The organism is Actinokineospora iranica (assembly GCF_900101685.1).
Lineage (GTDB): Bacteria > Actinomycetota > Actinomycetes > Mycobacteriales > Pseudonocardiaceae > Actinokineospora > Actinokineospora iranica.
This window is the reverse complement of sequence record NZ_FMZZ01000004.1, coordinates 200,770-225,688: the sequence shown is the minus strand read 5'-3', so window position 1 is coordinate 225,688 and position 24,919 is coordinate 200,770. Positions and strand designations below refer to the sequence as shown.

The window sequence follows — 24,919 nt, the reverse complement described above, 5'->3', positions numbered from 1 at the left end:
GCGGGTGCGTGCCGCATGATTCCGCCTCATGGGTGAACCAGCGGGTTTGACACGGCGGTTGGTGGAGCCGCGGGAGGTGTTCGCCCAGGGGCGGGCGCTGCGGGAGCGCGCCGACCACAAGGCGCATCGGGACGTCACGCTGGCGGCCGACCGGCCCGAGGTGGCGGACTATGTGACGGCCACCAACGCGGGCAGGCTGCCGGATCTGGCGCCGCTGCGGGTGGGCCGGATGCTGGCGTCGCCGTTCGCGTTCTTCCGGGGCAGCGCGGGCCTGATGGCGGGCGACCTCGCCGCCGGGCCGCGCAGCGGGCTCGACGCGCAGCTGTGCGGGGACGCGCACGCGGCCAACTTCGGGCTGTACGGGACACCCGAGGGCCAGATCATCATGGATATCAACGACTTCGACGAGACCGTGCCCGGCCCGTGGGAGTGGGACCTCAAGCGGCTGGCCACCAGCATCGTGCTCGCTGGCCGCGAGGGCGGGGTGTCGGAGAAGAGCTGCCGGGAGGCGGCCGAGGACGTCGTGCGGTCGTATCGGAAAACGCTTGACCACCTCGCCGCGCTGCCGTTCCTGGAGTCCTGGACGGCGTTGGGCGACGAGTCCGTCCTGGCCAAGGTCGCCGCGGACGCCCTCATCGATGATTTCGCCAAGGCGGCGAAGAAGGCCCGCAAGAACACCAGCGCCCGGGTCGTCGCCAAGTGGGCCCAGCGCGGCCCGGACGAGCAGACGCGGTTCGTCACCGACCCGCCGGTGCTGACCCGGGTGACCGAGCGGGTGGCGGACGCCGTGGTCGCCGCCCTGCCCGCCTATGTGGACACGCTGCGCGAGTCCCGCCGAAACCTGATCATGCGGTACGCGGTGTCCGATGTGGCTTTCCGTGTGGTCGGCACGGGCAGCGTCGGGCTGCGCAACTACCTCGTCCTGCTGTGCGGCAACGCGGACGACGTCCTGGTCTTGCAGGTCAAGGAAGCCCAGCCGTCCGCGTTGGCCGTCCACCTCGGTGTCCCGGCCGCCAAGCACGAGGGCAAACGCGTCGTGCACGGCGCCCGGCTGGTCCAGGCCGAGAGCGACATGCTGCTGGGCTGGACGACCGTCGAGGGACGGCATTACATCGTGCGCCAGTTCCGCAACCGCAAGGGCGAGATCGACCCCACCACCCTCGAACGCGACCACCTGGACGACTACGGCCGCTTCGCGGGCGCCCTGCTCGCCCGAGCCCACACCCGCTCCGTCGACCCGCGCCTGCTGTCCGGCTACTGCGGCGAGCCCCTGGACTCCGCCATCGGCGAACACGCCATGGACTACGCCGACCAGACCGAGGCCGACCACGCCGCCCTCACCGCCGCCGTCCGCGCGGGCCGCCTGACCGCGACCATCGAAGACCCCGAGTGACGCACCCGCCTTGAGTGCCATCGCGTGGGGCGGCAGCACACAGCGCGACGACACGTGACCACTTGGGAGGGTGAGGATCATTCGTGGGCGGCCGCGTGTGACACCCTCCTCCCGATGCCCACCGACACCCGTAAGCGCCTCGGCGCGCACTACACCCCGGCGGGGCTGGCGCGGTTCCTGGCGCGGCGCGTCGCGCGGCAGGTCGACGGGCCGGTTCGGGTGCTGGACCCGGCCTGTGGGGACGGCGAGCTGCTGGCCGCGATGGCCGAGCTGGCGCCGGACGCGGAGTTCGTGGGGTTCGACCTGGACGCCGACGCGGTGGCGGTGGCGCGGGAGCGGCTGCCGGGGGCGCGGATCGAGCAGGGGGACTTCACCGAGATCGGGGAGACGCTGCCCGCGGCGGCCTTCGACGTCGTGATCACCAACCCGCCCTATGTGCGCACCCAGGTGCTCGGCGGGGCGGCGGCGGCGCGGCTGTCGGCGAAGTTCGGGCTGCGCGGGCGGATCGACCTGACCCACCCGTTCGTGGCGATGGCGCCGCGGCTGCTGCGGCCGGGCGGGGTGTTGGGGCTGCTGTGCTCCAACCGGTTCCTCACCACCCGCGCCGGGGCGAACGTGCGGGAGCTGCTGGGGGACCGGTTCGCGGTGCGTGAGGTGTTCGACCTGGGCGACACCCGGTTGTTCGACGCCGCGGTCCTGCCCGCTGTCGTGGTCGCGGTAAACGCAGGGGATTCCGACGGCGCCGATTCCCGCTGCGACGATTCCCGCTGCGACGACTCCAACTCCGCGCAATCAGCGGTCGCTCTCTTCGCGAGTGCTTACCAAGTGGACGGTGACGCGCCCAACGGCGACCTCTTCGACGCGCTCACCGCCGACGCGGACTCGAACGTGCGGGTCAACAACCGGGCGTTCGCCGTGTCCGTGGGGACCCTGGCCAGGGGGACGCCCGACCAGCCGTGGCGGCTGAGCACCCCGGACCGCGAACGCAGGCACCTCGCCGTCCGCGAGCGCACCTGGCGGACGCTGGGCGACCTGGCGCGCATCCGGGTCGGCATCAAGACCACGGCCGACCCGGTGTTCATCAGCGACCAGTGGGACCGCCTGCCGCCTGCCCGCCGCCCTGAGCCGGAGTTGCTGCGCCCGCTGCTCACCCACGAGGACGTGTGCGCGTGGCGCCCGCCCGGCCCGCCGCGCGCCCGGGTGCTCTACCCGTACCTGGACCTGCCGCGCCGCGCTGTCGTGGACCTGGCGAACCACCCGCGCGCGGCCGCTTACCTGAACCTGCACCGCGAACGGTTGGCGTCCCGCCACTACCTGACCGCCGCGGGCCGGGAGTGGTTCGAGATCTGGGTCCCGCACCGGCCCACGCTGTGGCGCGCGCCGAAGATCGTGTTCCCGGACATCAGCCCGGAGCCCCGGTTCACCGTCGACCGCAGCGGCGCTGTGGTCAACGGGGACTGCTACTGGATCAGCGTGCCGGAACTCGGCGCGGGCGCCGGTGGTGGCAGTGGCGACAGCGATGATCTCGCCCACCTGGTGCTGGGCGTCGCCAACTCCGAGTTCGGCGCCCGCTTCTACGACGAGGTGTGCGGCAACCGCCTCTACGCGGGCAGGCGCCGGTGGATCACCCAGTACGTGGCCCGGCTGCCGCTGCCCGACCCGGCCACGCCCGCCGCCCGGGAGATCATCCGCGTGGCCCGCCTGCTGGCCGAGACCCCCGACCAGGGTTTGCTGCCGCACCTGGAGCGCGCCGTGCGCGTCGCGTTCGGCCAGGCCGACTGACCAAACCCGCGCACGACGAAGGCCCCGTCTCGATGAGACAGGGCCTTCGTGGAGCGGACGACGAGACTCGAACTCGCGACCCTCACCTTGGCAAGGTGATGCGCTACCAACTGCGCTACGTCCGCGTGCCCCGGTTGCCCGGTGCGGGATGAACTATACCGACGCCCCGGCGGGCCCCGTCACGGAGGGTCCACTTTAAGGCTCCTGAGCGCCGGATGGCCCAGTACGGATGTCGGGGGCCGTCTTAACGTTCTTCACGTTTATCCACCGCTGGACAGGTGGATGTGGCATCTTGTTCATCATTGTCACGACGGCCAGGAGGAGGTACCGGGCCGGATGACCGGGACTCACCGGCCTGCTGTCGGCGGGCGTCGCGACGAGGCGGGCACCGAGCACGATCCGGCCGCCGCCGCACGGGAAGACCTCGCCCTCCTCCGCCGCCTGCGCTCCGGTGAGGACGCCGCGTTCGGCGAGCTGTTCTCCCGGCACAGCGACGCGGTGCGCCGCTTCGCGCTCGGCCTGGTCAGCGACCGCGCCGAGGCAGAGGACCTGACCGCCGAGGCGTTCTTCCGGGTGTTGCAGGCCGTCCGGCGCGGCTCCGGCCCGGTCGACAATGTGCGCGGCTACCTGCTGATCGTCGCCCGGCGGGTCGCCTGGGAGTGGAACGGGCGCAAGCGCGACGTCCCGGTGTCCGACGAGGAGTTGAACTACCGCGTCGGCGCGGACCCGGACACCACCGGCCAGTCCACCGAGCGGACCCTGATCACCCGGGCGTTCACCAGCCTGCCCGAGCGGTGGCGCAGCGTGCTGTGGAAGGTCGAGGTCGAAGGGGAGCGGCCGTCGGTGGTCGCGGTCAACTTCGGGCTGAGCGCGAACGCGACCGCCGCGCTGGCCCGCCGTGCCCGGCAGGGGCTGCGCGCGGCATATCTCCAGGCGCACCTGACCGTCGAGCGGGGCTCCACGGGCTGCCGGTCGGTGCTGGAGAAGCTGGGCGCGTACACGGCGGGCAGTATCCGGGGCGCCGAGCGGCGCAAGGTCCGCGCGCACCTGTCCACCTGCGCCTCGTGCGCTGCGATGCACGCCGAACTGCGCGATGTCTGCTCCGGGCTGCGCGCGCACGCGGCGTACCTGGCCGTCCCGGCCGCCGGGCTCGCGCTCTGGCAGCACGCGGGCGCGGCGGTGGGCTCCGGCGCCGCGGTGAAGGGCGTGCTGGCGAGCGCGAAACTGCAGATCACGCTCGCGGCCACCTCGGCGGCCGCGGTCGGGGTGTTCGGCCTGGCGCTGGTCCCCGGGGGCGCCTCGGGCAAGCCGGTGGCCGACGACTTCGACGGCTCCGGCCCTTCGCGGCTGGTGACCACCCAGGTCTCGACGCCCGGCCCGCCCGCGCCCGGCCTGACCGACCCGACTGCCTCGACCATCGCCCAGCCCGAGCGGGCCGAGGGGCGCATCCAGACGCCGAGGGGCGCGGCGACGAAGGCGCCGCAGGCGCGTCAGACAGCGGCGACGTCGACGAACAAGGTCGTTCCGACGTCGGCGAGCCCCGAGCCTGCCCGGACCACTTCGGAGGCGGCGCGGGTCGACCTGGACATCGCCGCCGAGCCGGACGACTACGACGAGTCGCTGCCGGTCGTCTTCGAGCAGAGCTACTACGAGCGCAAGTGGTCGATCTTCGACTGGTACGACGTGATCACCGAGACCACCCTGGTCACCCGGGTCAACTCGGCCAACCAGACCACTGTCGCCACCTCGCGGTCCGAGCACACCCAGCACCGCACCCCGCCCAGCGGCGAGCAGGACAGCCGGGTCATGTCCACATCGCCCGCGTCGGAATCGGTCGCGCCGACGTCTTCCGGGCCGCCGGACAGTTGATCACCCGGCGGTCCCGTGCGTATGGTCTCCGGTAAGAGGATGTCGGGCATTTCACCCGTTAAGGTCAACGCCGAGGCGGTAACGTTATCTCTCGGTGTTGTAACGGAAAGTGGTGTCCTGATTACCCGTATGCCGCGCCGGAGGGCAGGAGATGACGCGTCAGGTACGCGACGTGAACGGCCGACTGTGGACCGTGCACGGCACGCTTGAGTGGCGGACTCCGGCCACCGAGGACGACTTCGAGCACGACGTCGCAGCCGGGTACGTCCCCGGCGTGGTGATGATCGCGCTGATCTCGGTCTTGGCCATCGTCCTGGTGTCCTGGATGCCCGTCGATGTCTACGTGCCCGGGTGGCTGATCCTGGCGCTGGTGCTGCTGGGCCTGTTCTTCCCGGCCCGCTGGGCGCTGCGCAGGCCGTGGCGGCTGGTCGCCGAGACCGGCGACGACGGCGACGGCGAGCCCACTGAGCGCTGGGTGGGCACGGTCCGCGGCTACTTCACCGCGCGCGGCGAGATCGCGAAGGTCGCCAAGAGCATCGGCCAGGACACCCAGCCCAGCTACGAGGGCGTGCTCAAGCCCGTCCCGTAGTCCCGGGGCACGGGGATTTCGGCGCTGCGGGCATGACAGCGCGCCCGGCAGCGGTGAGACTGGGGGCGTGCCGGAACTCCCCGAGGTCGAGGCCCTAGCCCACCACCTGCGCGAACACGCCGTCGGCCGCACGGTCGCCCGGGTCGACGTCGCCTCGCTCAGCGTGCTCAAGACGGCCAGCCCGCCGTGGACCGCGCTGCACGGCAGGCCGGTCACCGCCGCGGGCAGGCACGGCAAGTACCTCGACCTCGACTGCGACGGCCTGCACCTGGTCACCCACCTGGCGCGCGCGGGCTGGCTGCGGTGGGCCGACACGATGGCGGCGGCGCCGCCCCGGCCAGGCAAGGGGCCGCTGGCTTTGCGGGTGCACCTCGGCCCGCCTGGGCAGGGGCCCGGGTTCGACCTCACCGAGGCGGGCACCAAGAAGGGGCTCGCGGTGTGGATCGTGGAGGACCCGCAGGAGATCGAGCAGATCGCCACTCTCGGGCCTGACGCGCTCGCCCTCACCCGCGACGAGTTCGCCGAACTGCTCTCCGGCAGGACAGAGCGGCTCAAGACGGCGCTGACCAGCCAGCGGTTGATAGCGGGCATCGGCAACGCCTACTCCGACGAGATCATGCACGTGGCCAAGCTGTCCCCCTATGCCACCGCGGGCAGGCTTGACGACGACGCGATGGACCGGCTCTATGCGGCCACGCGGTCAGTGCTGACCGACGCCGTCGACCGCTCGGTCGGCCAGGACGCCGCGCGCCTCAAGGGCGAGAAACGCTCCGGGCTGCGCGTGCACGCCCGCACCGGCTTGCCCTGCCCGATCTGCGGTGACACTGTCCGCGAGGTGTCCTTCGCCGACAAGTCGTTCCAGTACTGCCCGACTTGCCAGACCGGCGGTAAGCCGCTGGCCGACCGCAGGATGTCCCGGTTGCTCAAGTGACGGCGGTACCGTGATCGGGTCCTTGTCACACCTTGGGTGGAACGGGAGCATTGCCTGGTGGCCCAGTTGCTGACCGAGCGCGCGTTCGTGGGCGTCGTCGCCACGCTGTTCGTGCTGGGCCTGTTCGTCGTGCTCTGCAGGCCGCGCAAGTCCGGCTCGGTCGACGACGCCGTGCTCGACACGGTGCAGCGGCTGTCCAAGGCCGCGCCGGAACTGCGCAACGGCCTCACCGAGCAGGCCGCCGACCAGGCCACCCAGCATCTGCTGCAGATGCTCAGGTGCGTGGCCGTCGGCATCTCCGACGCCGAGGGCACGCTGCTGTCCTGGGACGGCGCGGCCAACGAGCACTACGCCGACCTCGAAGAGCAGATTGTCGAGGTCGTCCGGCACGGCCACCGCGAGCACGTCCAGCACGAGAACCTGCAATGCCGCCGTCGCGGAAGCTGCCCGATGCGCACCGCGGTGATCGTGCCGCTGATCATCGACGGCCAGGTCGAGGGCGCGCTGATCCTGGTCGGCGGCGTCGACAGCAAACGGCTGATCCGCGCCGCGGACGAGGTCGCCACCTTCCTGTGCATCCAGTTGGAGCTGGCCAAGCTGGAGGAGTCCAAGCAGCAGCTGGCCCGCGCGGAGATCCGGGCGCTGCGGGCGCAGATCTCGCCGCACTTCATCTACAACACCCTGAACACGATCTCCTCGCTGATCCGCACCGACCCCGAGCAGTCCCGCGAACTGCTGCAGGATTTCGCCGACTTCACCCGCTACTCCTTCCGGTCCTCCGGTTTGTTCTCCACCCTCGCCGACGAGCTGAGCAACATCGACCGCTACCTGACCATCGAGTGCGCCCGGTACCGGGAACGGCTCAACGTGCGGCTGCGGATCGCGCCCGAGGTGCAGTCGGTGGTCGTGCCGTTCCTGGTGCTGCAACCCCTGGTCGAGAACGCGGTCCGGCACGGCATCGCGAAGAAGCCCGGTGGCGGCACGGTCAGCGTCTTCGCCCACGACAACGGCTCCGAGGCTCTGATCATCGTCGAGGACGACGGCGTCGGCATGGACGCCGACCGCCTGTTCGAGGACCTGCGCGACGCCCACAAAACCGGGTCCCATGTCGGCGTCGGCAACATCAACCAGCGGATGCGCCAACACTTCGGCGACGAGTACGCCCTGATGGTCGAGACCGCCCCCGGCGCGGGCATGAAGATCACCCTCCGGGTCCCCAAGTTCTTCCCCGGCGTCCGCCCCGATCTCCCCGACTACTCCGACGACGACGAGGACATGGACGGACCCGGCGGCCCGTTTCCACCCCCGCAAGCGGCCCACAGCACCACCTGAGCGCTCGTCGACAAGGACTGACCGGTTCTCAGGAGGGCGCACGTACTGTTGAGCGGTATGAGTGTCGCCGAGAAGCTTGCCGCACGGCTGCCCAAGATCGCTGACCGGGGAGATCGCACGCCGGTGGTCTCCGTGGTGAAGCTGCACGGGGTGATCACGCCGACGCCGTCGCCGCTGGCCCGGGGCGCGATCAACACCAACACCGTGGAGTCCGCGCTGACCAGGGCGTTCGCGCATGACCGGCTGGTCGCGGTGGCGTTGGCGATCAACTCGCCCGGCGGGGCGCCGACGCAGTCGGCGCTGGTGGCCGAGCGGGTGCGGGAGCTGGCCGAGCAGAAGTCCGTGCCGGTGCTGGCGTTCTGCGAGGACGTGGCCGCGTCCGGCGGCTACTGGCTGGCGTGCGCAGGCGACGAGATCTACGCGCACCCGTCGTCGCTGGTCGGGTCGATCGGGGTGGTCTCAGCCGGGTTCGGGCTGTCCGGGCTGCTGGAGCGGTTCGGCGTGGAGCGGCGGGTGCACACCGCCGGGACCCGCAAGGTGCGGCTGGACCCGTTCCAGCCGGAGAGTCCCGAGGACGTGGCCTGGCTGACCGGGTTGCAGGGGCAGTTGCACGAGCAGTTCGCCGGGTGGGTGCGCGAGCGGCGGGCGGGCAAGCTCAACGGCGAGCATGACGACCTGTTCTCCGGCGAGGTGTGGACCGGGGCCAAGGCGCTCGACCTCGGCCTGGTCGACGGGCTGGGGTCGCTGCGCTCGGTTGTCGCCAAGCGGTTCCCGGAGGCGGAACTCGCGGTGACCGAACCCAAACGGGCGCTGTTGGCCCGGTTGGGCCTCGCGGGCGGTCCCGGGCTGGGGCTCTCGACTGCGGACCGTGTACTCGCCGCTGTGGAAGCGCTGGAGAGCAGGGCCGCTTGGTCCAGATTTGGGCTGTAGCGCCCTGCGGTGATCAACTCTGCGTGGGTGTTCGCGGGCTGGATTCACTCGGTGGGTTGTCAGCAGGATTGACCATGGACAGGCGACGTGGGTAATCGGCAAGATTGCGATCACCGTGAGTACAGCGAATAACTCCCCCGGTCTCGTCGTCCTGGCCGTCGACGACGAGAAAGACGGCATGGACATGCTCGTCGAACGACTGAACGGCAACCGCCACGTGCGCCGCGTCCTCAAGGCGTTCGACGCCACGGAGGCCCTGCTGCTACTGGCAGGCGACGACGACGAGCTCGCCGCCCGCAAGGAGGCAGGCCTCTCGGTCGTGGACGCGGTGTTCGCCGACCTGGACATGCCCGGCCTCACCGGCATGGAGCTGGCCAGGGTCCTGGCCGGGTTCAAGCCCGCCCCGGTGCTGGTCTTCGTCACCGCGCACAGCCACGAGGCGGTCGCCGCCTTCGAGCTCGGCGCGGTCGACTACCTGCTCAAACCAGCCCAGCAGAACCGGATGGACAAGGCCATGGAGCGCGTGCTGGCCAAGCTCCACCAGGACGGCCCGGGCGGCCCGGCCTCGGTCGCCGAGCAGCGCGACGACGAGGTGATCCCGGTCGAGCTCGCGGGCACGACCAAGCTGGTCTCGCGCGCCGCGGTGCGCTGGGTGGAGGCGCAGGGCGACTACGCGCGGCTCTACACCTCCGACGGCTCGCACCTGGTGCGCATCCCGCTCGCGCAGCTGGAGGAGCGCTGGGAGAAGGCGGGCTTCGTCCGCATCCACCGCTCCTACCTGGTGCCGATCTCGCTGATCACCGAACTGCGCATGGGCGGCTCCGGGTACTCCGTGGTCATCGGCCACGAGGAAAAGGTGCTGCCGGTCAGCCGCAGGCACACCCGGGAGCTCAAAGACCGGCTGGTGCGGGGCTCCGGGCCGTGAGCGGGGGGCGCGAGGACACCGCCCCGGCGGCGCGGCCCCGCCGCAAGCGCGTCGTCCTGGCCGATTCGCGCGCGCCGGTGACGGTGCTGCGCACGGTGATCGAGTTGGAGGAGCAGACCAGCTGGGCCGAGGAAGTGGTGCGCGGGTTCATCCGCACCCAGTTCTGGACCGCGGTCCGGCTCGCCGGGATCGTCGTCGTGGTGTTCGGCAGCCTGCCGCTAGTGTTCTTCCTGGTTCCCGAGCTGTCCGAGGTGAGCGTCGCGGGTGTGTCGCTGCCCTGGTTGCTGTTGGGTGTCATGCCCTTCCCTCTGCTGTTCGGTGTCGGGTATTGGTACAACGTGCTGGCTGAGCGGCACGAGCGCGACTTCGTCGACATGGTCGAGAAGTAGCTTCGGCGACGAGTGGAATCCGGACGAGCTTGACTCTGAACCTGTGGGCCGTGGCGGGAATCGCGCTGGTCGGCCTGGCCACGTTCTCCCTCGGCTTCCGCAGTTCCCGCCTGGCCAGCACCACGCAGGACTTCCTGGTCGCCCGGCGCACCGTGCGCTCCCGACGGAACGCGGCGGCCGTCTCGGGGGAGTACCTGTCGGCCGCGTCGTTCCTCGGCGTCGCCGGACTCGTGCTCAAGGACGGCGCGGACGCCCTGTGGTACCCGATCGGCTTCACCGCGGGCTACCTGGCGCTGATGCTGTTCGTCGCCGCCCCGCTGCGCCGCTCCGGGGCGTACACGCTGCCCGACTTCTGCGAGGCCCGGCTCGGCTCGCGGGGGCTGCGCGGGCTGTCGACGGGGTTCGTGGTGCTCATCGGGATGCTCTACCTGGTCCCGCAGTTGCAGGGCGCGGGCATGACCCTGCACCAGGTGCTGCCGTCGGCTCCGACGTGGGTGGGGGCGGCGGTGGTGGCGGTCGTGGTCATCGTCAACGTCTTCGGCGGCGGGATGCGGGCCATCACCGTCGTGCAGGCGTTCCAGTACTGGCTGAAGCTGTTCGCCATCGCCGCGCCGACGTTCGTCATGTGCGCGCTGTTCATCGGCGACGGCGGTGTGCGCGGTCTTGACGCGACAGGGCTGTCCGAGCCGCTACCGCCCCGGTTTACCAGCGCGGCGGTAGTGCGGGTGGAGACCGACGTCGTGGTGCGGGTAGACGAGAGCGTACGGCCGTGGGCCAGCGGCCGCATCGACAACGCCCCGGCCAATGGGCACTCGTACTGGAGCGCGGGCACCACGCACACCGTCGAGCAGGGCACCGAGCTTCGGTTCGCCGCTGGCGAGTCGGTCCCGGTCGTCGAGGGCGCGCCGACCGACAACCAGAGCTGGCTGCGCCCGGTGTCCGGCTCTGGCGACCTGCTCACCACGTACTCGCTGATCCTGGCGCTGTTCCTGGGCACCATGGGCCTGCCGCACGTGCTCGTGCGCTTCTACACCAACCCCGACGGCCGCGCGGCCCGCCGCACGACGTTGCACGTGCTCTTGCTGCTCTCGCTGTTCTACGTGTTCCCGATGCTGATCGGCGCGCTGTCGCGGGTCTACACCCCGGAGCTGCTGGTCACCGGCACGACGGACGCGGCGGCGCTGGCGCTGCCGATGAAGATCGCGCCCGGTCTGCTCGGGCAGATCCTGGGGGCGGTCACCGCGGCCGGGGCGTTCGCGGCGTTCCTCTCGACGTCGGGGGGCTTGGTCGTGAGCGTGGCCGGGGTGCTCTACACCGACTGGCTCAAGAGGTGGTTTCGGGACTTCCGGCTCGCCAGCGGCATCGCGGGCGGGGTGCCGCTGGCGCTGGCGCTGGTCTTGAAGCAGGGGGACATCTCGATGAGCATCGGGATGACCTTCGCGCTTGGCGCGTCGACGTTCTGCCCGGTGCTGGTGCTGGGCATCTGGTGGCGCAAGATCACCTGGATCGGCGCGGCGGCCGGGATGGTCATCGGCGGCGGGCTGGTGCTGGCCGCGCTGGGCGTGACGATCTTCAGCAGGTTCACCGGGGACTGGGCGCCGGAGTACCTGCAGCAGCCCGCGCTGGTGACCGTGCCGGTCGCGTTCCTGGCCGTGGTGATCATGAGCAAGGCGACGCAGAGCCGGATTCCGGCGGACACGAACCGCATCCGGATGCGGATGCACGCACCGGACCGGCTCGGCTTCATCCGCGACCGGGACATCGCCCGGTTCGGCAGCGCGGCCGACCGGACTCGGCTGGCGAATGGCCGACACCGGCGCTAAGCCCGATCGGGTCGGCTGCTAGGCCACCGAAGGGCGATAAGTGCCACGGCTCGGCAATTACCCCACGTGGTGGTTTCACGAATGGGTGAAAAAATCCTCACCTGATTTGGTTATGAACTATTGGTAATTGTGGCGTTGTGATGCGAGCCACAGTATCTGTTCCGGCAATGCTTCACCCGTCAGCTTGGCGAGATCGCCCCGATCGGTTGGTTACAGCACCAGTACGGAGTCCTATCGTTTCGACCCGAAGCCAAAACGTACGGAGGGTCACTGTGTCCATCATGAGCACCGAGGAAACGGAATGGGTGCGAGCGCAGCAAAGTGCGGAGTTCGTCGAACTCAAGCGGAGACTGCGCAGGTTCGTCTTCCCGATGACCGCGGCGTTCCTGCTCTGGTACCTGCTCTACGTCCTGCTCGCCGACTACGCCCACGGGTTCATGGCGACCCCGCTCGTCGGCAACATCAACGTCGGCCTCGCACTCGGACTGCTGCAGTTCGCCTCGACATTCCTCATCACGTTCCTCTACGTCCGCCACGCGGACCGCCACATCGACCCGCTCGCGGCCAAGATCCGCCAAGACCTGGAGGGTGACGACCGATGACCGCAGCGCACGTCACCGCGGCTGAGACCGGGCTGACCGGGCTGACCGGGCTGCCTGGGCTGACCGCCCAGACCGCCGAGACCGCCGGGTCCAACGCCTGGCTCAATGTCGCCATCTTCGGCGCCTTCGTCGCCGTCACCCTGGTCGTGGTGTTCCGCGCCAGTCGCGACACCAGGACCGCGTCCGACTACTACGCCGCGGGCCGCGCCTTCACCGGCGCGCAGAACGGCATCGCCATCTCCGGCGACTACCTGTCCGCCGCGTCCTTCCTCGGCATCGCGGGCGCCATCGCCGTCTACGGCTACGACGGTTTCCTGTACTCCATCGGGTTCCTCGTGGCCTGGCTGGTGGCGCTGCTGCTGGTCGCCGAACTGCTGCGCAACACCGGCAAGTACACGATGGGCGACGTCCTGAGCTTCCGGATGCGGCAGCGTCCGGTCCGCGCCGCCGCGGCCACCTCCACCCTGGCGGTGTCGTTCTTCTACCTGCTCGCGCAGATGGCGGGCGCGGGCGGGCTCGTCGCGCTGCTGCTGGGCATCGAGAGCAAGGTCGGGCAGGCGCTGGTGATCGCCGTCGTGGGCGCGCTGATGATCCTGTACGTGCTCATCGGCGGCATGAAGGGCACCACCTGGGTGCAGATCATCAAGGCGGTCCTGCTGATCAGCGGCGCCGCCGTGATGACAGCGTGGGTGCTCGGCAAGTACGGCATGAACCTGTCCACCCTGCTCGGCGCCGCGGTCGAGAACAGCCCCAAGGCGGGCGAGAAGGTCCTCGAACCCGGCTTGCAGTATGGCGCGACCGAGGTGACCAAGCTCGACTTCCTGTCCCTGGCCGTCGCGCTGGTGCTGGGCACCGCGGGCCTGCCGCACATCCTGATGCGCTTCTACACCGTCCCCACCGCCCGCGAGGCCCGCCGCTCGGTGGTGTGGGCCATCGTCCTGATCGGCGTGTTCTACCTGTTCACCCTGGTCCTGGGCTACGGCGCGGCCGCGTTGGTCGGGCCTGCCGAGATCCTCGCCGCCCCCGGCAAGGCCAACTCCGCGGCGCCGCTGCTCGCCGCCGCCCTGGGCGGGCCGATCCTGCTCGGCTTCATCGCCGCGGTCGCCTTCGCCACGATCCTGGCCGTCGTCGCGGGCCTGACCATCACCGCGTCGGCGTCCTTCGCGCACGACATCTACGCCAACGTGATCAAGCGCGGCGCCGCCGACGACAAGGACGCCGAGGTGCGCGTCGCCCGGATCACCGCGGTCGTCATCGGCGGGGTCGCCATCGTCGGCGGCATCGTCGCCAACGGCCAGAACATCGCGTTCCTGGTCGCCCTGGCGTTCGCCGTCGCGGCGTCGGCCAACCTGCCGACGATCCTGTACTCGCTGTTCTGGAAGCGGTTCAACACCGCGGGCGCGCTGTGGAGCATCTACGGCGGCCTCACGGTCTGCGTGCTGCTGATCGTGTTCTCGCCCGCGGTGTCGGGCAGGCCGTCCGCGATGTTCCCCAACGCCGACTTCGACCTGTTCCCGCTGCAGAACCCCGGCCTGGTCTCCATCCCGGTGTCGTTCCTGCTCGGCTGGCTGGGCACGGTCCTGTCCAAGCCCGGCGACGCGGCCAAGCACGCCGAGATGGAGGTCCGCGCGCTGACCGGCGCTGGCTCGGAGAAGGCGACCGCCCACTGAGCCGCACGGGACGCGGCGGGCTTCACCCGCGCCGTACGGGTGGACGTGGCAGCATCGATGTGTGCAGCCGATGAACCCGCCCGCCGTGTCCTGCGCCGACGTCCCAGAGGACGCGGTCCTGCTCGACGTCCGGGAACAGGACGAGTGGGACGCGGGCCACGCCCCCGGCGCCGTCCACATCCCGATGAGCGAACTCGCGGGCAGGCTCGCCGACGTGCCCGACGGCGGCGAGATCTACGTGATCTGCCGGGTCGGCGGCCGGTCCGCCCGGGTCACCCAGTACCTCAACGGCAACGGCTGGGAAGCCAAGAACGTCGACGGCGGGATGCAGTCCTGGGCCGCGCTCGGCCGCCCACTGGTCACCGACTCCGGCGCGGAACCGCAGGTCATCTAGCCGTGCCACCGTCGCCCCGGTTCGAGTGGGTGGCCACCCCGCCGCCCGGGGTCGGCACCCCCATCGCCCCACGGCCGCGGGCCCCGTACCTGGGGCCGCCCGCGTACCGCACCCCGCCCCGCTGGGGTTTCCCGGCCCTGGCGTGGCGGTGGCCCACCTCGGTCCCCGGCATAGCGGAATCCCGCGAAGAGGCCATCGAACGCGTCCGCGGCCGCGCCCGGCTCGCGGTGTCGGCACTGTGGGTCCTGACCGTGGTCACCGTCCTGGCCGCGGGCGCGGAAGTGTGGCGGTACATCCTGCTGCTGCGAAGCCGCACCAGCGCGCTGTCAGGCGAGACGGTGCGGTTCTCCGACAGCCTGGTGGTCACCGGCTCCGTCCTCGCGATCGCGGGCGGCCTGATCGCCACCGGGACAGTGCTGTCGTGGCTGTTCGTCGCCCGCCGCGCCGCCGCCGACGCCGCCGGATACGACCCGGCCCGCCCCGACTGGCACATCGTCCCCGGCCTGCTTGTCCCCGGCCTGAACCTGGTCGTCCCCGGCGCCATGCTCGCCGAACTCGAACACGCGGTACTGCGCAGGCAGGCGGAAGCCCGCCCGACCCCCACCCCCCTGGTCCGCTGGTGGTGGGCCGCCTGGGCGGCGGGCGGCCTCCTGTTCGCGGCCACCATCGCCTGGCGCTTCCGAGACTCGGTCCAAGCACAAGCCGACGGTGTCCTGTTGACCGCGACGACGAACCTCGCGGCGGCCGTGGTCGCGACCCTCACCGCCCTGGTGATCACCCGCCTGTCGACCCTGCTGGCCCCCCTCGACCCCACCACCCTCCACCTCATGCGCGTGATCCGCGTCGACGGCGCTCCCGAACCACCGCTGCGCGCCACCCGCCCAGCCGGTTCCACCCGCTGACCCCGGCCCGAACCGCCATCCCGTCGGGCCCGCCCAATTTCCGCCCACTGCACCCAATCGAGCCAACCCACCGAGCTAGGCCACCAGCAACGACCGAACCCCCCGAATCACGAACTCCGACCGCCGCTGCACCCCCAGCAACCGCAGCCCCGGCACCCGAATCACCAACGCCCGCAACGCCGCCCCCACCTCCACCCGGGCCAACGGCGCCCCGACGCAATAGTGAATCCCCGCCCCAAACCCGAGATGCGGATTCGGCGACCGTCCCACGTCCAACCGGTCCGGTTCCGGGAACACCAGCGGGTCCCGCCCAGCCGCCCCGAGCAACGCCGCGATCTTGTCTCCCGCCGCCACCCGATGCCCGCCGATAGTCACCGGGGCGATAGCGGTCCGCTCGAAAAGCTGCAACGGCGCGTCGAACCGAATCAGTTCTTCCACCGCTGTGGGCAGCAAAGCGGGGTCGGCGACCAACCGGTCCCACTGCTCCCGGTGCCGCAGCAGGGCCAGCACCCCATTGCCGATCACGTTGACCGTCGCCTCATGCCCCGCCATCAGCAACAGCACAGCCGTGGCCACCAACTCGTCCCGTGTCAGCCGGTCAGTGCCCGCGCGCACCGCCACCAGGTCGCTGATCAGGTCCGCCTGAGGTGAGACCGCCCGCTCGTCCGCCAATTCGCCCAGGTAGTCGGCGAACTCCCGCGACGCCCGTTCCGCCGCGTCGGCCACGGGTGCGGGCACGTCGTACTCGTACATCTTCACGATCGCGTTGGACCACGGCCGCAGCCTCGGCCGGTGTTCTTCCGGCACGCCCAGCAGTTCGCCGATCACCTCGACCGGCAGCGGCGCGGCGAGGTGTTCGATCAGGTCGGCTGAGCCGTCGGCGGCGATTCGGTCGGCCAGGGTCGCCACCATCCGCTCGGCCAGGGCCTCGACGCGGGGTCGCAGCCGTTCGGTGTGTCCTCGGGCGAACGCGGCCGAGATCAGTCCGCGGAGCCGGGTGTGGGTCGGCGGTTCGCTTTCCAGCAGCGAGTTGCGGTGCAGCAGGTTGAACGCGGTGAACGCCTCGACTGGGGCCGCGTCCGTCCACAGGCGGCCCAGGCTGCGGTCGCGCAGCACCGCCGAGCACGCCGCGTGCGAGACGGCGACCGGGAGGCCGAGCCCGTCGTGGTGGTGCACCTCGCCCGTGGCGCGCAGGGCGGCGAAGGCCGGGTACGGGTCGGCGATGAACTCGGGATCTCCGGGATCGAAGCTCATCCCGTCACGGTAGTGCGACGCGCCGCTACCCGAGCCGCAGTGGGCCGGAGCTGGTTGGATAGCGTTTCCCGCATCGTTCACCCGGTTTCGACGAGGAGTTCGCAGATGTCCAGGCGATCTGCCGTGAAGAGCGCGCGCAAGGCCAAGACCGAGGACCCCTCCGGCATCGCTCCGCGTCAACCGTGCCCGTGTGGCTCGGGCAAGCGCTACAAGGCGTGCCACGGTTCGGCGGGCGGTGTCGTGGACATCCCCGTGGCCCGGCCGTTTGACGGGCTCGCCGCGGAGTGCGAGCTGATCGCGCTGCGCGAGTTCGTGCCGTCGGGCACCGCCGTGCTGCCGCTGGCCGAGGGCGACCGGGAGATCACCCTGGCCACCGTGCTGCCGATGGCCGCGGCCGCGCTGATCCGCGCGGACGGCGTCGCCTACGTCGGCTTGCAGGTGCAGACCCGGTCGAACGACGTCAGCCGCGACCTGGCCCGCGCGGTGCGCTGGGCGCTGGACGCGAAGCCGGGTGACGTGCTCGGCGCGGTCGGCCCGGAGACCGACCCGGGGGACAAGCCGGAGCGCCTGCAGGACCTGCTCGACCCGAAGGCCACCCTCGAACCGACCGTGCACGCCGACTTCGGCTGGTGGATGCCCGAGGGCAGCGAGCCGACCGGCGAGGTCGCGCTGTCGCTGGAGCGGGCCAACGGCGCGATCCTGCCGACCGAGCGCATCGGCGCGGCGGCCTACTGGGTCGACGCTGGCGAGAAGGCGCACCTGCGCTGGGTCCGTCCCGAGCCGGAGGACGACCTGCTCGCCGCGCTGGCCCGGCTGCACGCCCGCGGTGAGCTCGGCCTCGGCGACGGCTCGCGGTACGCGGGCTCGTTCCGCGCGCACGGCCTGCTGGTGCCGGTCTGGGACCTCGACCGCGAGCTGCACGCCCGCGAATGGCTCACCGGCGTCGAGGAGTTGGGCGCGCGTATCGACGCCGCGCTGGCTTCGCTGGCCGCCGAGCCGCTGACCAGCGACGAGCGCCGCGCCCGCGACGGCCTCCTGGGCAGGCAGATCACCATCCGGTGATCCTGCACATCATCGAGCGCGCGGCCTGGCCTGCCGGGGAGGTCCGCGCGCCGAGCCTGGACACCGAGGGCTTCGTGCACTGCTCCGACCCCGGCACGGTGCACCTGCCCGCGAACCGCCTGTTCCGCGGCCGCACGGACCTGCTGCTCTTGGAGATCGACCCGGCGAAGGTCGGCGTCCCGGTCCGGTGGGAGCCCGGGTCGCCGCCCATCCCGGACGGACCGTGGTTCCCGCACGTGTACGGCCCGGTCCCGGCCGCGGCGGTGGTCGCGGCGCACGATTTCCCGCCCGGCGCCGACGGTTTTTTCACTCTGCCGTCGGCGTTGGCCCAGCGGTAGAGCCTGCGGCTGGATCACGGTCGCGCCGCGACGCGAACGACGAGGTGGGCGAGAAGTTCCTGTCTCTGCGGGGCTACGGCAGAACCGTTGAGGGGGCGGACCGGGTGGTCCGCCCCCTCAACAGCGGCGGTGTCAGACCGTCCCGCCCGCTGCGCGCGGCGCCGTCGAGTCGTTGGTGTCCGCGGCGACATGCTCTCGGGCGAGGTAGTCCTCGACGTGGAACATGTTGCCGTTGGCGCGCTTGACGACGTTGAGCAGTGTGGTCATGGCGGCGACTTCCTCGACCTGCTCCTTGAGGAACCACTGCATGAACTGCTCGCCCCGGTAGTCGTCCTCGTCCCGGGCGACCTTGGCCAGTGTGATGACGTCGTCGGTGACGGCCCGTTCCTGTTGCAGCGCCAATTCGATCAGATCGATGGGGTCGGCGAACTCGTTGCGCACCTCGTCGATGCCGGGAATCGACACCGGAATGCTGTTGTCCAACAAGTACCTGGTGATCATCATGGCATGGTTGCGCTCCTCAAGCGACTGGCGGTAAAAGTGCTTTGCCAGCCTCGGAAGATCCTGCCCGTCGAACCACACCGCGAGGGCGACGTACTGCTGCGACGCGGTGAACTCGTTGCGGATCTGCACCTGCAGAAGCCGATGGAACTTGGCGGTCATAGGGTCGAGAATACGCCGACATCGGGGGGTGCGCGCAATCCGAACAAGCCTTTTGAGGCGGTATCTGGATCACGTTAGGTAAGGCTGTGAAACGCTAATTCAGGTTAGGCATTCCTAATTCGGTGCCGCTGCAGGAAACCGTTCACCCGATCTTGTGACGGCGGGTCGTGCGGTATGTGGTGTAGAGTGGGAGACAGCCGAGGCCGCTAGGCCGAGGAAGTGAGCCCGGGCAGGACCCGCCGGACGACGGGAGCCCGGGCTTCGCGCTGTTCAGGGGCAGTCAGACCCGACCCAGGTCGGTAACTTGGTCTATCGCGGGATGGACCCGGCGGCGCCAATCCCCACCCGCGCCGAAGGCCCACCCGATCGCGTCCGCGACTGCCAGATTCGGGTCCTCGTGCCCGCGCAGGTGCTCGTAGGCCAGGGGAGCGGTGCCCGCGTTCGCGAGGGCGCGGTGGATCACCGCGCGGTCCAGTCGATCTCCGGCGGCGTCGCGCGACTCCACCACCAGACGGTAGGCGTTGGCTTTGACGATGTCCTCCACCAGCGCGGTCAAGCACGCGGCGCGAACCCGATCAGGCCTACCCGCTCCCAGATAGATGCGGCCTTGCAGGCCCGCCTCCACGAGGCGGCCGATGATCAGCCGCCGTCGCGAGTCTTGCTCCGCTTGGAAGTGCACGCGCCGCTCTCCGGGGAGGCACATCTTGCGCATAAGGACGCGAACTGAGGTCAGCTGGGTGGGTGGGATCAGAACTGCCGCGAGCAGGTAAGTGCTGCCCCGGCGGGATTCGTCGACGAAGACGTGCACGGTCACCCGAGGAACATCGGCACCAGTGCTGGTCACCCGTCCGGTTCGGGCGGGAGTTCCCTCTAAAGTGATCGTCTACAAGGAATCCCGCGCGACCGGACACGACATGCAGCGGGGGCCGCCGCGGCCGGTGCCGAGTTCGGAGCCGCTGATCCGCAGGACCTCGATGCCCGCGTCCGCCAGGCGGGAGTTCGTCTCCACGTTGCGTTCGTAGGCGACGACCACGCCCGGGGCGAGGGCCAGGGTGTTGTTGCCGTCGTCCCACTGCTCGCGTTCCGCGGTGACCGGGTCGAGGCCGGTGTCGATGACCCGCAGGTGATCGATGCCCATCGCGGTGGCCGCCGCGGTGAGGAACGGGTCAGGGCCGTCGACCTGGACGCCGCCGGAACCGTTGGGGCGCAGCGTGTACGCCCGCAGCGTGTCGCGGATCGCCGGGTACATCACCACGGCGTCGCGGTCGACCATGGTGCACACGGTGTCCAGGTGCATCGTCGCCCGGTCCTGGGCGATCGGGACGGCGAGCACGGTGTGCGCCAAGCCGTCTGAGAACGCCGACCGGGCAAGGGATTCCGCGCCCGCCGGGGTGGTGCGCTCGCCGACGCCGATGGCGATGACACCGGGGGACAGCAACAGCACGTCGCCGCCCTCGACGGGGGCGGAGTGCGCGCCGTACGCGCGGCCCGCCGTGCGGAACCGCGGGTGGTAGGCGTAGATCACGTCCAACAGCGCCGTTTCCCGCGCCCGCGCGGGCATCGCCAGCGACGCGATCGCCACCCGGTCGCCGATCCACACCGACGAGTCCCGGGTGAACAGCAGGTTCGGCAGCGGGTCGACCACGAAGTCGTGCGGGTGGTGCATCTTGCGCACCAGCGACGCGCCCTCGGCCGCGGGCAGCTCCTCGAAGGTCATGCCGCCCATCAGCACATCGGCCAGCCCTTTGGCGTCCACTGTGGACAGATGGGAGGCGAGCGCGTCGGCGAGTTCGTTGCCGAGCCTGCGCCGGTCGACCGCGGTCCGCGCCGCCGCGGCGTGGGCGCGTTCGTCGGCCAACGCCACAACCAGGCTTTCGGCCAGCAGCATCACCTCGACACCCCGCCCACCGAGCACGTCGGCGAACGCGTCGTGCTCGTCCTGCGCCCGGTCGACCCAGGGGATGCTGTCGAACAGCAACTGGTCGTTGTTGCGGGGCGTGAGACGCTTGAGTTCGTTGCCCGGCCGGTGCAGCAGCACCGCGCGCAGGGGGCCGACCTCGCTGTCGACGCGCGGCGCGGGCTGAGTCCGCTCGGCGTCCGGGGTGGGGGCGGTCACCAGCCGAGCGTAACCACTCGGTAAGGAAAAAGCGGCAGGCCGCAGGGCAGAATGGCGGAAGAAGCCGGTGGTCGCCGTGCTCGTGGGCGAATCGTTAAACGAGAGGCGAGTTCGATGCGCGGGTTGTTGCGTCGCAGGGTGGTCCAGGTCGGGCTTGTGGTCGCCCTGGTGCTCCTGGCGGGCGGATTGTGGGCGTTCCAGCCGTGGCGGCTGTGGACCCGCAGCACGGTCGACGAGGCGCTGCCCGAGGGTTTCGCCCCGGTCGCGACGACCGCCGCCCCAGCCGTGCCCGGCTCCGCTCCCGCCTCCGACACGGCTACGCCCACCACCCCGTCTACGCCGGTGGGGCCGCGGGTGCTCGCCGAAGGGGCGTTCGTGTCCCAGGAGCACACCACCAGCGGCACGGCCCGCGTCCTCGAACAGGGCGGTGACCGGGTCCTGCGCTTGGAGGGCTTCTCCACCTCGGATGGGCCTGACCTGTTCGTGTGGCTCTCCGCTGCCGAAGCAGGCGGCTCCTGGGGCAAGTACGACGACGGCCGATACGTTTCGCTGGGCAAGCTCAAGGCCACTGACGGCAACCACAACTACGCCATACCTGCCGATGTCGACCTGGCAGGTCTTCGCAGCGCCGTCATCTGGTGCGACCGCTTCAATGTCTCGTTCGGTTCGGCGGCTCTCGCTCTGTGACCTGCGGCCGCCAAGTTATCCACAGGCGCGACGCACCCTCATCCCCGTGTGACCTACGGCGATAGTCTGGAGCAGGGCCCGGCCCCAGGACCAGGGGACCGTCAAATTCGATCAGCCCATGGGCCGGGTCCTCCGGGTCGGGAAGACGGCATCGCGAACACCCCAAGCGGCGGTCGCAGCCGGAGCAACCCCGCGTGCGAGGAAAAGACACTCGCCGACCTGCGGGTTCACGAACCAGAACGGTGTTCTGCGTTCACGTTCAGTCGAGAGTGGAGTTTGTGGACCGACCCGCCGCACGTGCCGGGAGAGGTCGGCAAGTCTCCCCGCCATTCGATCACGCCCCGGTTCCCGCCGACGCTCACTGGCAACACGCCACCGAGACTGCGAACACCACCACAACCCCCACCGCCGAGGCCCTCGCAGTCGGGTCCGAGCAGCCATCCTGACGTGCCCAAACACGACTTTGACGGAGCCCTGGCCCCCAGGGCGGGTGGGGTTTGTTGTGTGGGAGCGTTGCGTTTCTGCTGGGTTTTCTCGGGGTGCTGTGCCCGGGTTTGGGTGGGTTTGCTCGATCGGGTGGACCGGCTTGACACGGGGACCCCTCGGGCGACCGTCGCGGGAAAAGCTGGGTGGGGCGGCTTCGCCCCCACGACCACGGCAAGTTTACGGTCGCCCTTCCCCGTATCAAGCCGGTCCACCCGATCGAGCACTTGGGGTGGGGGCTGGCGCTTGCCGGGGGTGCCGGTGGTGTTTGGGTGCTGGGGAGTGCCGAGGGCCGGGGGCGCTTGGTGGTGCCCCCGTGACTGGAGCTGCTTGGGTTTCATGAGTGGCTGAGGGTGCCGTTGGTGCTGAGTGGAGTCAGCGGGGGAGTTTGGGGCCTTTGCCTGCCAGCAGGGGGGCGAACAGGTCGCCGTGGGTGGTTATGCGGTCCAGGACGTCGTCGGCGGTGAAGGTGAGGTCTTGGGGGGTGCGGCAGGCGGCTACCTCGTCCCAGGTGATGGGAGTCGACACGGTGGGGTGGGGGCGGGCGCGCAGCGAGTAGGGGGCGACCGTTGTCTTCTTGGGGTTGTTCTGGCTCCAGTCGATGAAGACCTTGTGGGGGCGGAGGTTCTTCGCCATTCGGGAGACGACGAGGGTGGGGAGGGTTTTCTCCAGGCGTTCGGCCAGGGACTTGGCGTAGTCGGAGGTTTTGGTGTCCGAAGTGGTCGTCACCGCCGCGTAAAGCTGCATTCCCTTGGAGCCGCTGGTTTTCGCCAGCACCTCAATGCCGTCTTCGGTCAGGGTCTCGCGGAGGTGTTGGGCGACTTCGCAGCATTCGACGATGGTGGCGGGTGGGCCGGGGTCCAGGTCGAACACCAGGCGGTCCGGGGACTGTTTGCCGCCACGCGGGCCTACTGTCCATTGTGGAACGTGGAGTTCCAGGCCCGCTTGGTTTGCCGCCCACACCAGGGACGGCAGGTCGCACAGCAGCGCGAAGTCGAGGGTTTCCGCGCCGGTGGTGCTGCCGGGTGTCTCTATGGTGACGGTCCGAATCCATTCCGGCGCGTGCCGTGAGGTGTTCTTCTCGAAGAAACCTGGGGCGGCCACGCCGTCGGGGAAGCGGCGGAACGTGACGGGGCGGTCGACCAGGTGCGGGGTCAGCACGGGGGCGACGCGGCTGTAGTAGTCGATCACGTCCGCCTTGGTGAAGCCGTCCTCCGGGTACAGCACCTTGTCCAAATTGGACAGTCGGAGTCGTCTGCCCTCGACCTCCACCAGCACTTCACCGGCCATCGCCGTGCCACCCTTCGACGTCTTCCGGACGCTTGTCCGGACGCAGCCCGCGCCAGGACGGCGCCCGCATCCGGCCGTCGGCCGTCCAGTCCCGGAACACGACTTCCCCGACGAGCGTCGGTCGAACCCACCGCGCGCCGCGCGCCCGTTCGCGGGGGACGGGGGTGGCGAAAGGGGGTGTCTTGCGTTCCAGGCGGAGCAGTTTCGCGGTGAGGGTCCGCAGCATCTCGTCGGTGAAGCCGGTGCCGACCTGCCCGACATACCGCAACCCGTCCGCAGACGGGATGCCGAGCATCAGGGAGCCGAACACGTCACTCCGCCTGCCCTCGCCGGGGCGCCAGCCGCCGATGACGACCTCCACGGCGCGCAGGTCGGTGATCTTGATCCAGTCCGGGGTGCGTTTGCCCTGGTGGTAGCGGGAGCCCAGGCGTTTGGCGATGATCCCCTCCAGCGCCTGGTCGCGGGCGGTGGCCAGCACGGCGGGGCCCTCGCCGGGGTAGCTCGGCGAGGTCTGCCAGTGCGGCCCGCGCAGGTTGAGGCTCACCAGCAGGGCCCTGCGCTCGGTGTAGGGGAGGGGCAGGCAGGAGCGGCCGTCGAGGTGCGCGACGTCGAACACCACGTAGGTGACCGGCAGGTCGGCGGCCAGTCTGCGGGTCAGCCGCGCCTCGGTGACGTGCATCCGCCGTTGCAGCGCGGCGAACGAGGGCTTGCCGTCGGCGAAGGCGACGATCTCGCCGTCGAGCCACACCTGGGTGCTACCCAGTTCCTCGCCGAGCGGGCGCAGTTCCGGGTAGGTGCCGGTGATGTCGTTGCCGCTGCGGGCGAACAGCCGCAGCCGCCCGCCGTCGACGCGGGCGAGGGCGCGGACGCCGTCCCATTTGAACTCGTACGCCCACTGGTCGTCCTGGTCGGCGGGCGGCAGTGAGCCGGGGGTGGCCAGCATCGGCGCGATCTTGTCCGGCAGCGGCGCCCAGTCGGGCCGCTGCGGCGGGTCGGAGCGGCGGACCATCCAGTCGCGGGGGGACTTGCCGCCGTGGAAGAAGGTGTACTTGCCGCGCACCCGGCCGCCGGAGAACACGACGGCCACTTCGCGGTCGCTCCACTTGACCGTCTCATACGTGCCCCGGTCCCAGATGAGCATCTTGCCGCCCCCGTACTCGCCTTGGGGGATCTCGCCCTCGAAGGTCGCGTACTCCATGGGGTGGTCCTCGGTGTGCACGGCCAGTCGGATGTCGCCGGGCTCGGTCGGCAGGCCCTTGGGGACGGCCCAGCTCACCAGCACGCCGCCGCGTTCGAGCCGCACGTCCCAGTGCAGCCTGCTCGCGTGGTGCTCCTGGATGACGAAGGTGTTGTCGTTCCCAGTGTTGTCATCCCCGCGCGGGAGGGCGTCGTCGGCGGGCACCGGCTCCGGGGTGCGCCCGGGGTCCCGCTTCCTGCGGTACTCGCCGAGGCCTGCCATATCCTCTAAGTACCCCCTGCGTCCTCTTAGTACCCG

General features: G+C 70.5%; 23 protein-coding genes and 1 tRNA gene. 17 read left to right on the top strand and 7 right to left on the bottom strand.

Translation table 11 applies throughout. From position 1 onward, the window contains the following. The first annotated feature begins 28 nt into the window (after window positions 1-28). Both BLS56_RS11040 and BLS56_RS11035 read left to right on the top strand, forming a co-directional pair. Window positions 29-1,393: a DUF2252 domain-containing protein gene (locus BLS56_RS11040; RefSeq protein WP_091449890.1), complete on the top strand. Its 1,365-nt coding sequence runs from the start codon at window positions 29-31 to the stop codon at window positions 1,391-1,393. A 114-nt stretch (window positions 1,394-1,507) separates the two neighbouring features. Further along, window positions 1,508-3,175, top strand: coding sequence for an Eco57I restriction-modification methylase domain-containing protein (locus BLS56_RS11035; RefSeq protein ID WP_091449889.1), 1,668 nt, complete (start codon window positions 1,508-1,510; stop codon window positions 3,173-3,175). Window positions 3,176-3,224: 49 nt separating this feature from the next. Here BLS56_RS11035 and BLS56_RS11030 read toward each other — a convergent pair. Next, window positions 3,225-3,300: transfer RNA gene (locus BLS56_RS11030), tRNA-Gly, on the bottom strand. A gap of 211 nt (window positions 3,301-3,511) precedes the next feature. On the opposite strand from BLS56_RS11030, the gene BLS56_RS11025 reads away from it, so the two are divergent. The 12 genes from BLS56_RS11025 to BLS56_RS10970 all read left to right on the top strand — a co-directional run bounded on the left by BLS56_RS11025 (window position 3,512) and on the right by BLS56_RS10970 (window position 15,531). After that, window positions 3,512-5,044 (top strand): sigma-70 family RNA polymerase sigma factor, encoded by a 1,533-nt coding sequence (locus BLS56_RS11025; protein ID WP_091449888.1) that lies wholly within the window; start codon window positions 3,512-3,514, stop codon window positions 5,042-5,044. Between the two features lie 151 nt (window positions 5,045-5,195). Next, window positions 5,196-5,633, top strand: coding sequence for a DUF983 domain-containing protein (locus tag BLS56_RS11020; RefSeq protein WP_091449887.1), 438 nt, complete (start codon window positions 5,196-5,198; stop codon window positions 5,631-5,633). 67 nt (window positions 5,634-5,700) lie between these two features. Further along, window positions 5,701-6,564 (top strand): Fpg/Nei family DNA glycosylase, encoded by an 864-nt coding sequence (locus BLS56_RS11015; protein ID WP_091449886.1) that lies wholly within the window; start codon window positions 5,701-5,703, stop codon window positions 6,562-6,564. Window positions 6,565-6,621: 57 nt separating this feature from the next. Then, on the top strand, window positions 6,622-7,896 hold the full coding sequence (locus BLS56_RS11010; protein WP_091449885.1) for a GAF domain-containing sensor histidine kinase: 1,275 nt from the start codon (window positions 6,622-6,624) through the stop codon (window positions 7,894-7,896). Between the two features lie 57 nt (window positions 7,897-7,953). Next, window positions 7,954-8,826 (top strand): S49 family peptidase, encoded by an 873-nt coding sequence (locus BLS56_RS11005; RefSeq protein WP_091449884.1) that lies wholly within the window; start codon window positions 7,954-7,956, stop codon window positions 8,824-8,826. A 115-nt stretch (window positions 8,827-8,941) separates the two neighbouring features. Continuing rightward, window positions 8,942-9,751, top strand: coding sequence for a LytR/AlgR family response regulator transcription factor (locus BLS56_RS11000; protein ID WP_091449883.1), 810 nt, complete (start codon window positions 8,942-8,944; stop codon window positions 9,749-9,751). After that, window positions 9,748-10,140: a hypothetical protein gene (locus BLS56_RS10995; protein ID WP_175482769.1), complete on the top strand. Its 393-nt coding sequence runs from the start codon at window positions 9,748-9,750 to the stop codon at window positions 10,138-10,140. Before BLS56_RS11000 ends, BLS56_RS10995 begins: the two co-directional genes overlap by 4 nt. A gap of 29 nt (window positions 10,141-10,169) precedes the next feature. Next, on the top strand, window positions 10,170-11,963 hold the full coding sequence (locus tag BLS56_RS10990) for a sodium/solute symporter (RefSeq protein ID WP_091449882.1): 1,794 nt from the start codon (window positions 10,170-10,172) through the stop codon (window positions 11,961-11,963). Between the two features lie 281 nt (window positions 11,964-12,244). Further along, complete coding sequence (locus BLS56_RS10985; RefSeq protein ID WP_091450062.1) at window positions 12,245-12,565, top strand: DUF485 domain-containing protein; 321 nt, start codon at window positions 12,245-12,247, stop codon at window positions 12,563-12,565. Beyond that, window positions 12,562-14,235, top strand: a complete 1,674-nt coding sequence (locus tag BLS56_RS10980; protein ID WP_091449881.1) for a solute symporter family protein — start codon at window positions 12,562-12,564, stop codon at window positions 14,233-14,235. Before BLS56_RS10985 ends, BLS56_RS10980 begins: the two co-directional genes overlap by 4 nt. Window positions 14,236-14,305: 70 nt before the next feature. Then, window positions 14,306-14,629 (top strand): rhodanese-like domain-containing protein, encoded by a 324-nt coding sequence (locus tag BLS56_RS10975; protein ID WP_091449880.1) that lies wholly within the window; start codon window positions 14,306-14,308, stop codon window positions 14,627-14,629. A 2-nt stretch (window positions 14,630-14,631) separates the two neighbouring features. Beyond that, window positions 14,632-15,531 carry a DUF4328 domain-containing protein gene (locus BLS56_RS10970; RefSeq protein ID WP_091449879.1) on the top strand — a complete coding sequence of 300 codons (900 nt, stop codon included), beginning with the start codon at window positions 14,632-14,634 and terminating at the stop codon, window positions 15,529-15,531. A 75-nt stretch (window positions 15,532-15,606) separates the two neighbouring features. Here BLS56_RS10970 and BLS56_RS10965 read toward each other — a convergent pair whose 3' ends face one another. After that, complete coding sequence (locus BLS56_RS10965) at window positions 15,607-16,785, bottom strand: cytochrome P450 (protein ID WP_091449878.1); 1,179 nt, start codon at window positions 16,783-16,785, stop codon at window positions 15,607-15,609. A 105-nt stretch (window positions 16,786-16,890) separates the two neighbouring features. Here BLS56_RS10965 and BLS56_RS10960 point away from each other — a divergent pair, with 105 nt between their 5' ends. Both BLS56_RS10960 and BLS56_RS10955 read left to right on the top strand, forming a co-directional pair. Then, on the top strand, window positions 16,891-17,847 hold the full coding sequence (locus BLS56_RS10960) for a DUF5926 family protein (RefSeq protein ID WP_091449877.1): 957 nt from the start codon (window positions 16,891-16,893) through the stop codon (window positions 17,845-17,847). Further along, entirely contained in the window at window positions 17,844-18,185 is a 342-nt protein-coding gene (locus tag BLS56_RS10955) for a DUF952 domain-containing protein (protein WP_091449876.1), read from the top strand. The genes BLS56_RS10960 and BLS56_RS10955 overlap by 4 nt, the downstream gene beginning before the upstream one ends. Before the next feature lie 132 nt (window positions 18,186-18,317). Here BLS56_RS10955 and BLS56_RS10950 read toward each other — a convergent pair whose 3' ends face one another. The 3 genes from BLS56_RS10950 to BLS56_RS10940 form a co-directional block, all read right to left on the bottom strand. Next, window positions 18,318-18,848 carry a ferritin gene (locus BLS56_RS10950; protein ID WP_091449875.1) on the bottom strand — a complete coding sequence of 177 codons (531 nt, stop codon included), beginning with the start codon at window positions 18,846-18,848 and terminating at the stop codon, window positions 18,318-18,320. Between the two features lie 280 nt (window positions 18,849-19,128). Then, a complete protein-coding gene (locus BLS56_RS10945) occupies window positions 19,129-19,662 on the bottom strand; it encodes a hypothetical protein (RefSeq protein ID WP_091449874.1) in 534 nt (177 codons plus the stop codon). 69 nt (window positions 19,663-19,731) lie between these two features. After that, window positions 19,732-20,964, bottom strand: a complete 1,233-nt coding sequence (locus tag BLS56_RS10940) for an arginine deiminase (protein WP_091449873.1) — start codon at window positions 20,962-20,964, stop codon at window positions 19,732-19,734. Window positions 20,965-21,078: 114 nt separating this feature from the next. Between BLS56_RS10940 and BLS56_RS10935 the strand changes: the two genes are divergently transcribed. Continuing rightward, window positions 21,079-21,651, top strand: a complete 573-nt coding sequence (locus BLS56_RS10935; protein WP_091449872.1) for a DM13 domain-containing protein — start codon at window positions 21,079-21,081, stop codon at window positions 21,649-21,651. A gap of 858 nt (window positions 21,652-22,509) precedes the next feature. On the opposite strand, the gene ligD (BLS56_RS10930) is transcribed toward BLS56_RS10935, so the two are convergent. Further along, a complete protein-coding gene (gene ligD, locus BLS56_RS10930) occupies window positions 22,510-23,424 on the bottom strand; it encodes a non-homologous end-joining DNA ligase (RefSeq protein ID WP_091449871.1) in 915 nt (304 codons plus the stop codon). Then, window positions 23,414-24,883 carry a non-homologous end-joining DNA ligase gene (gene ligD, locus BLS56_RS10925; RefSeq protein ID WP_091449870.1) on the bottom strand — a complete coding sequence of 490 codons (1,470 nt, stop codon included), beginning with the start codon at window positions 24,881-24,883 and terminating at the stop codon, window positions 23,414-23,416. The genes ligD (BLS56_RS10930) and ligD (BLS56_RS10925) overlap by 11 nt, the downstream gene beginning before the upstream one ends. Window positions 24,884-24,919 lie beyond the last annotated feature (36 nt).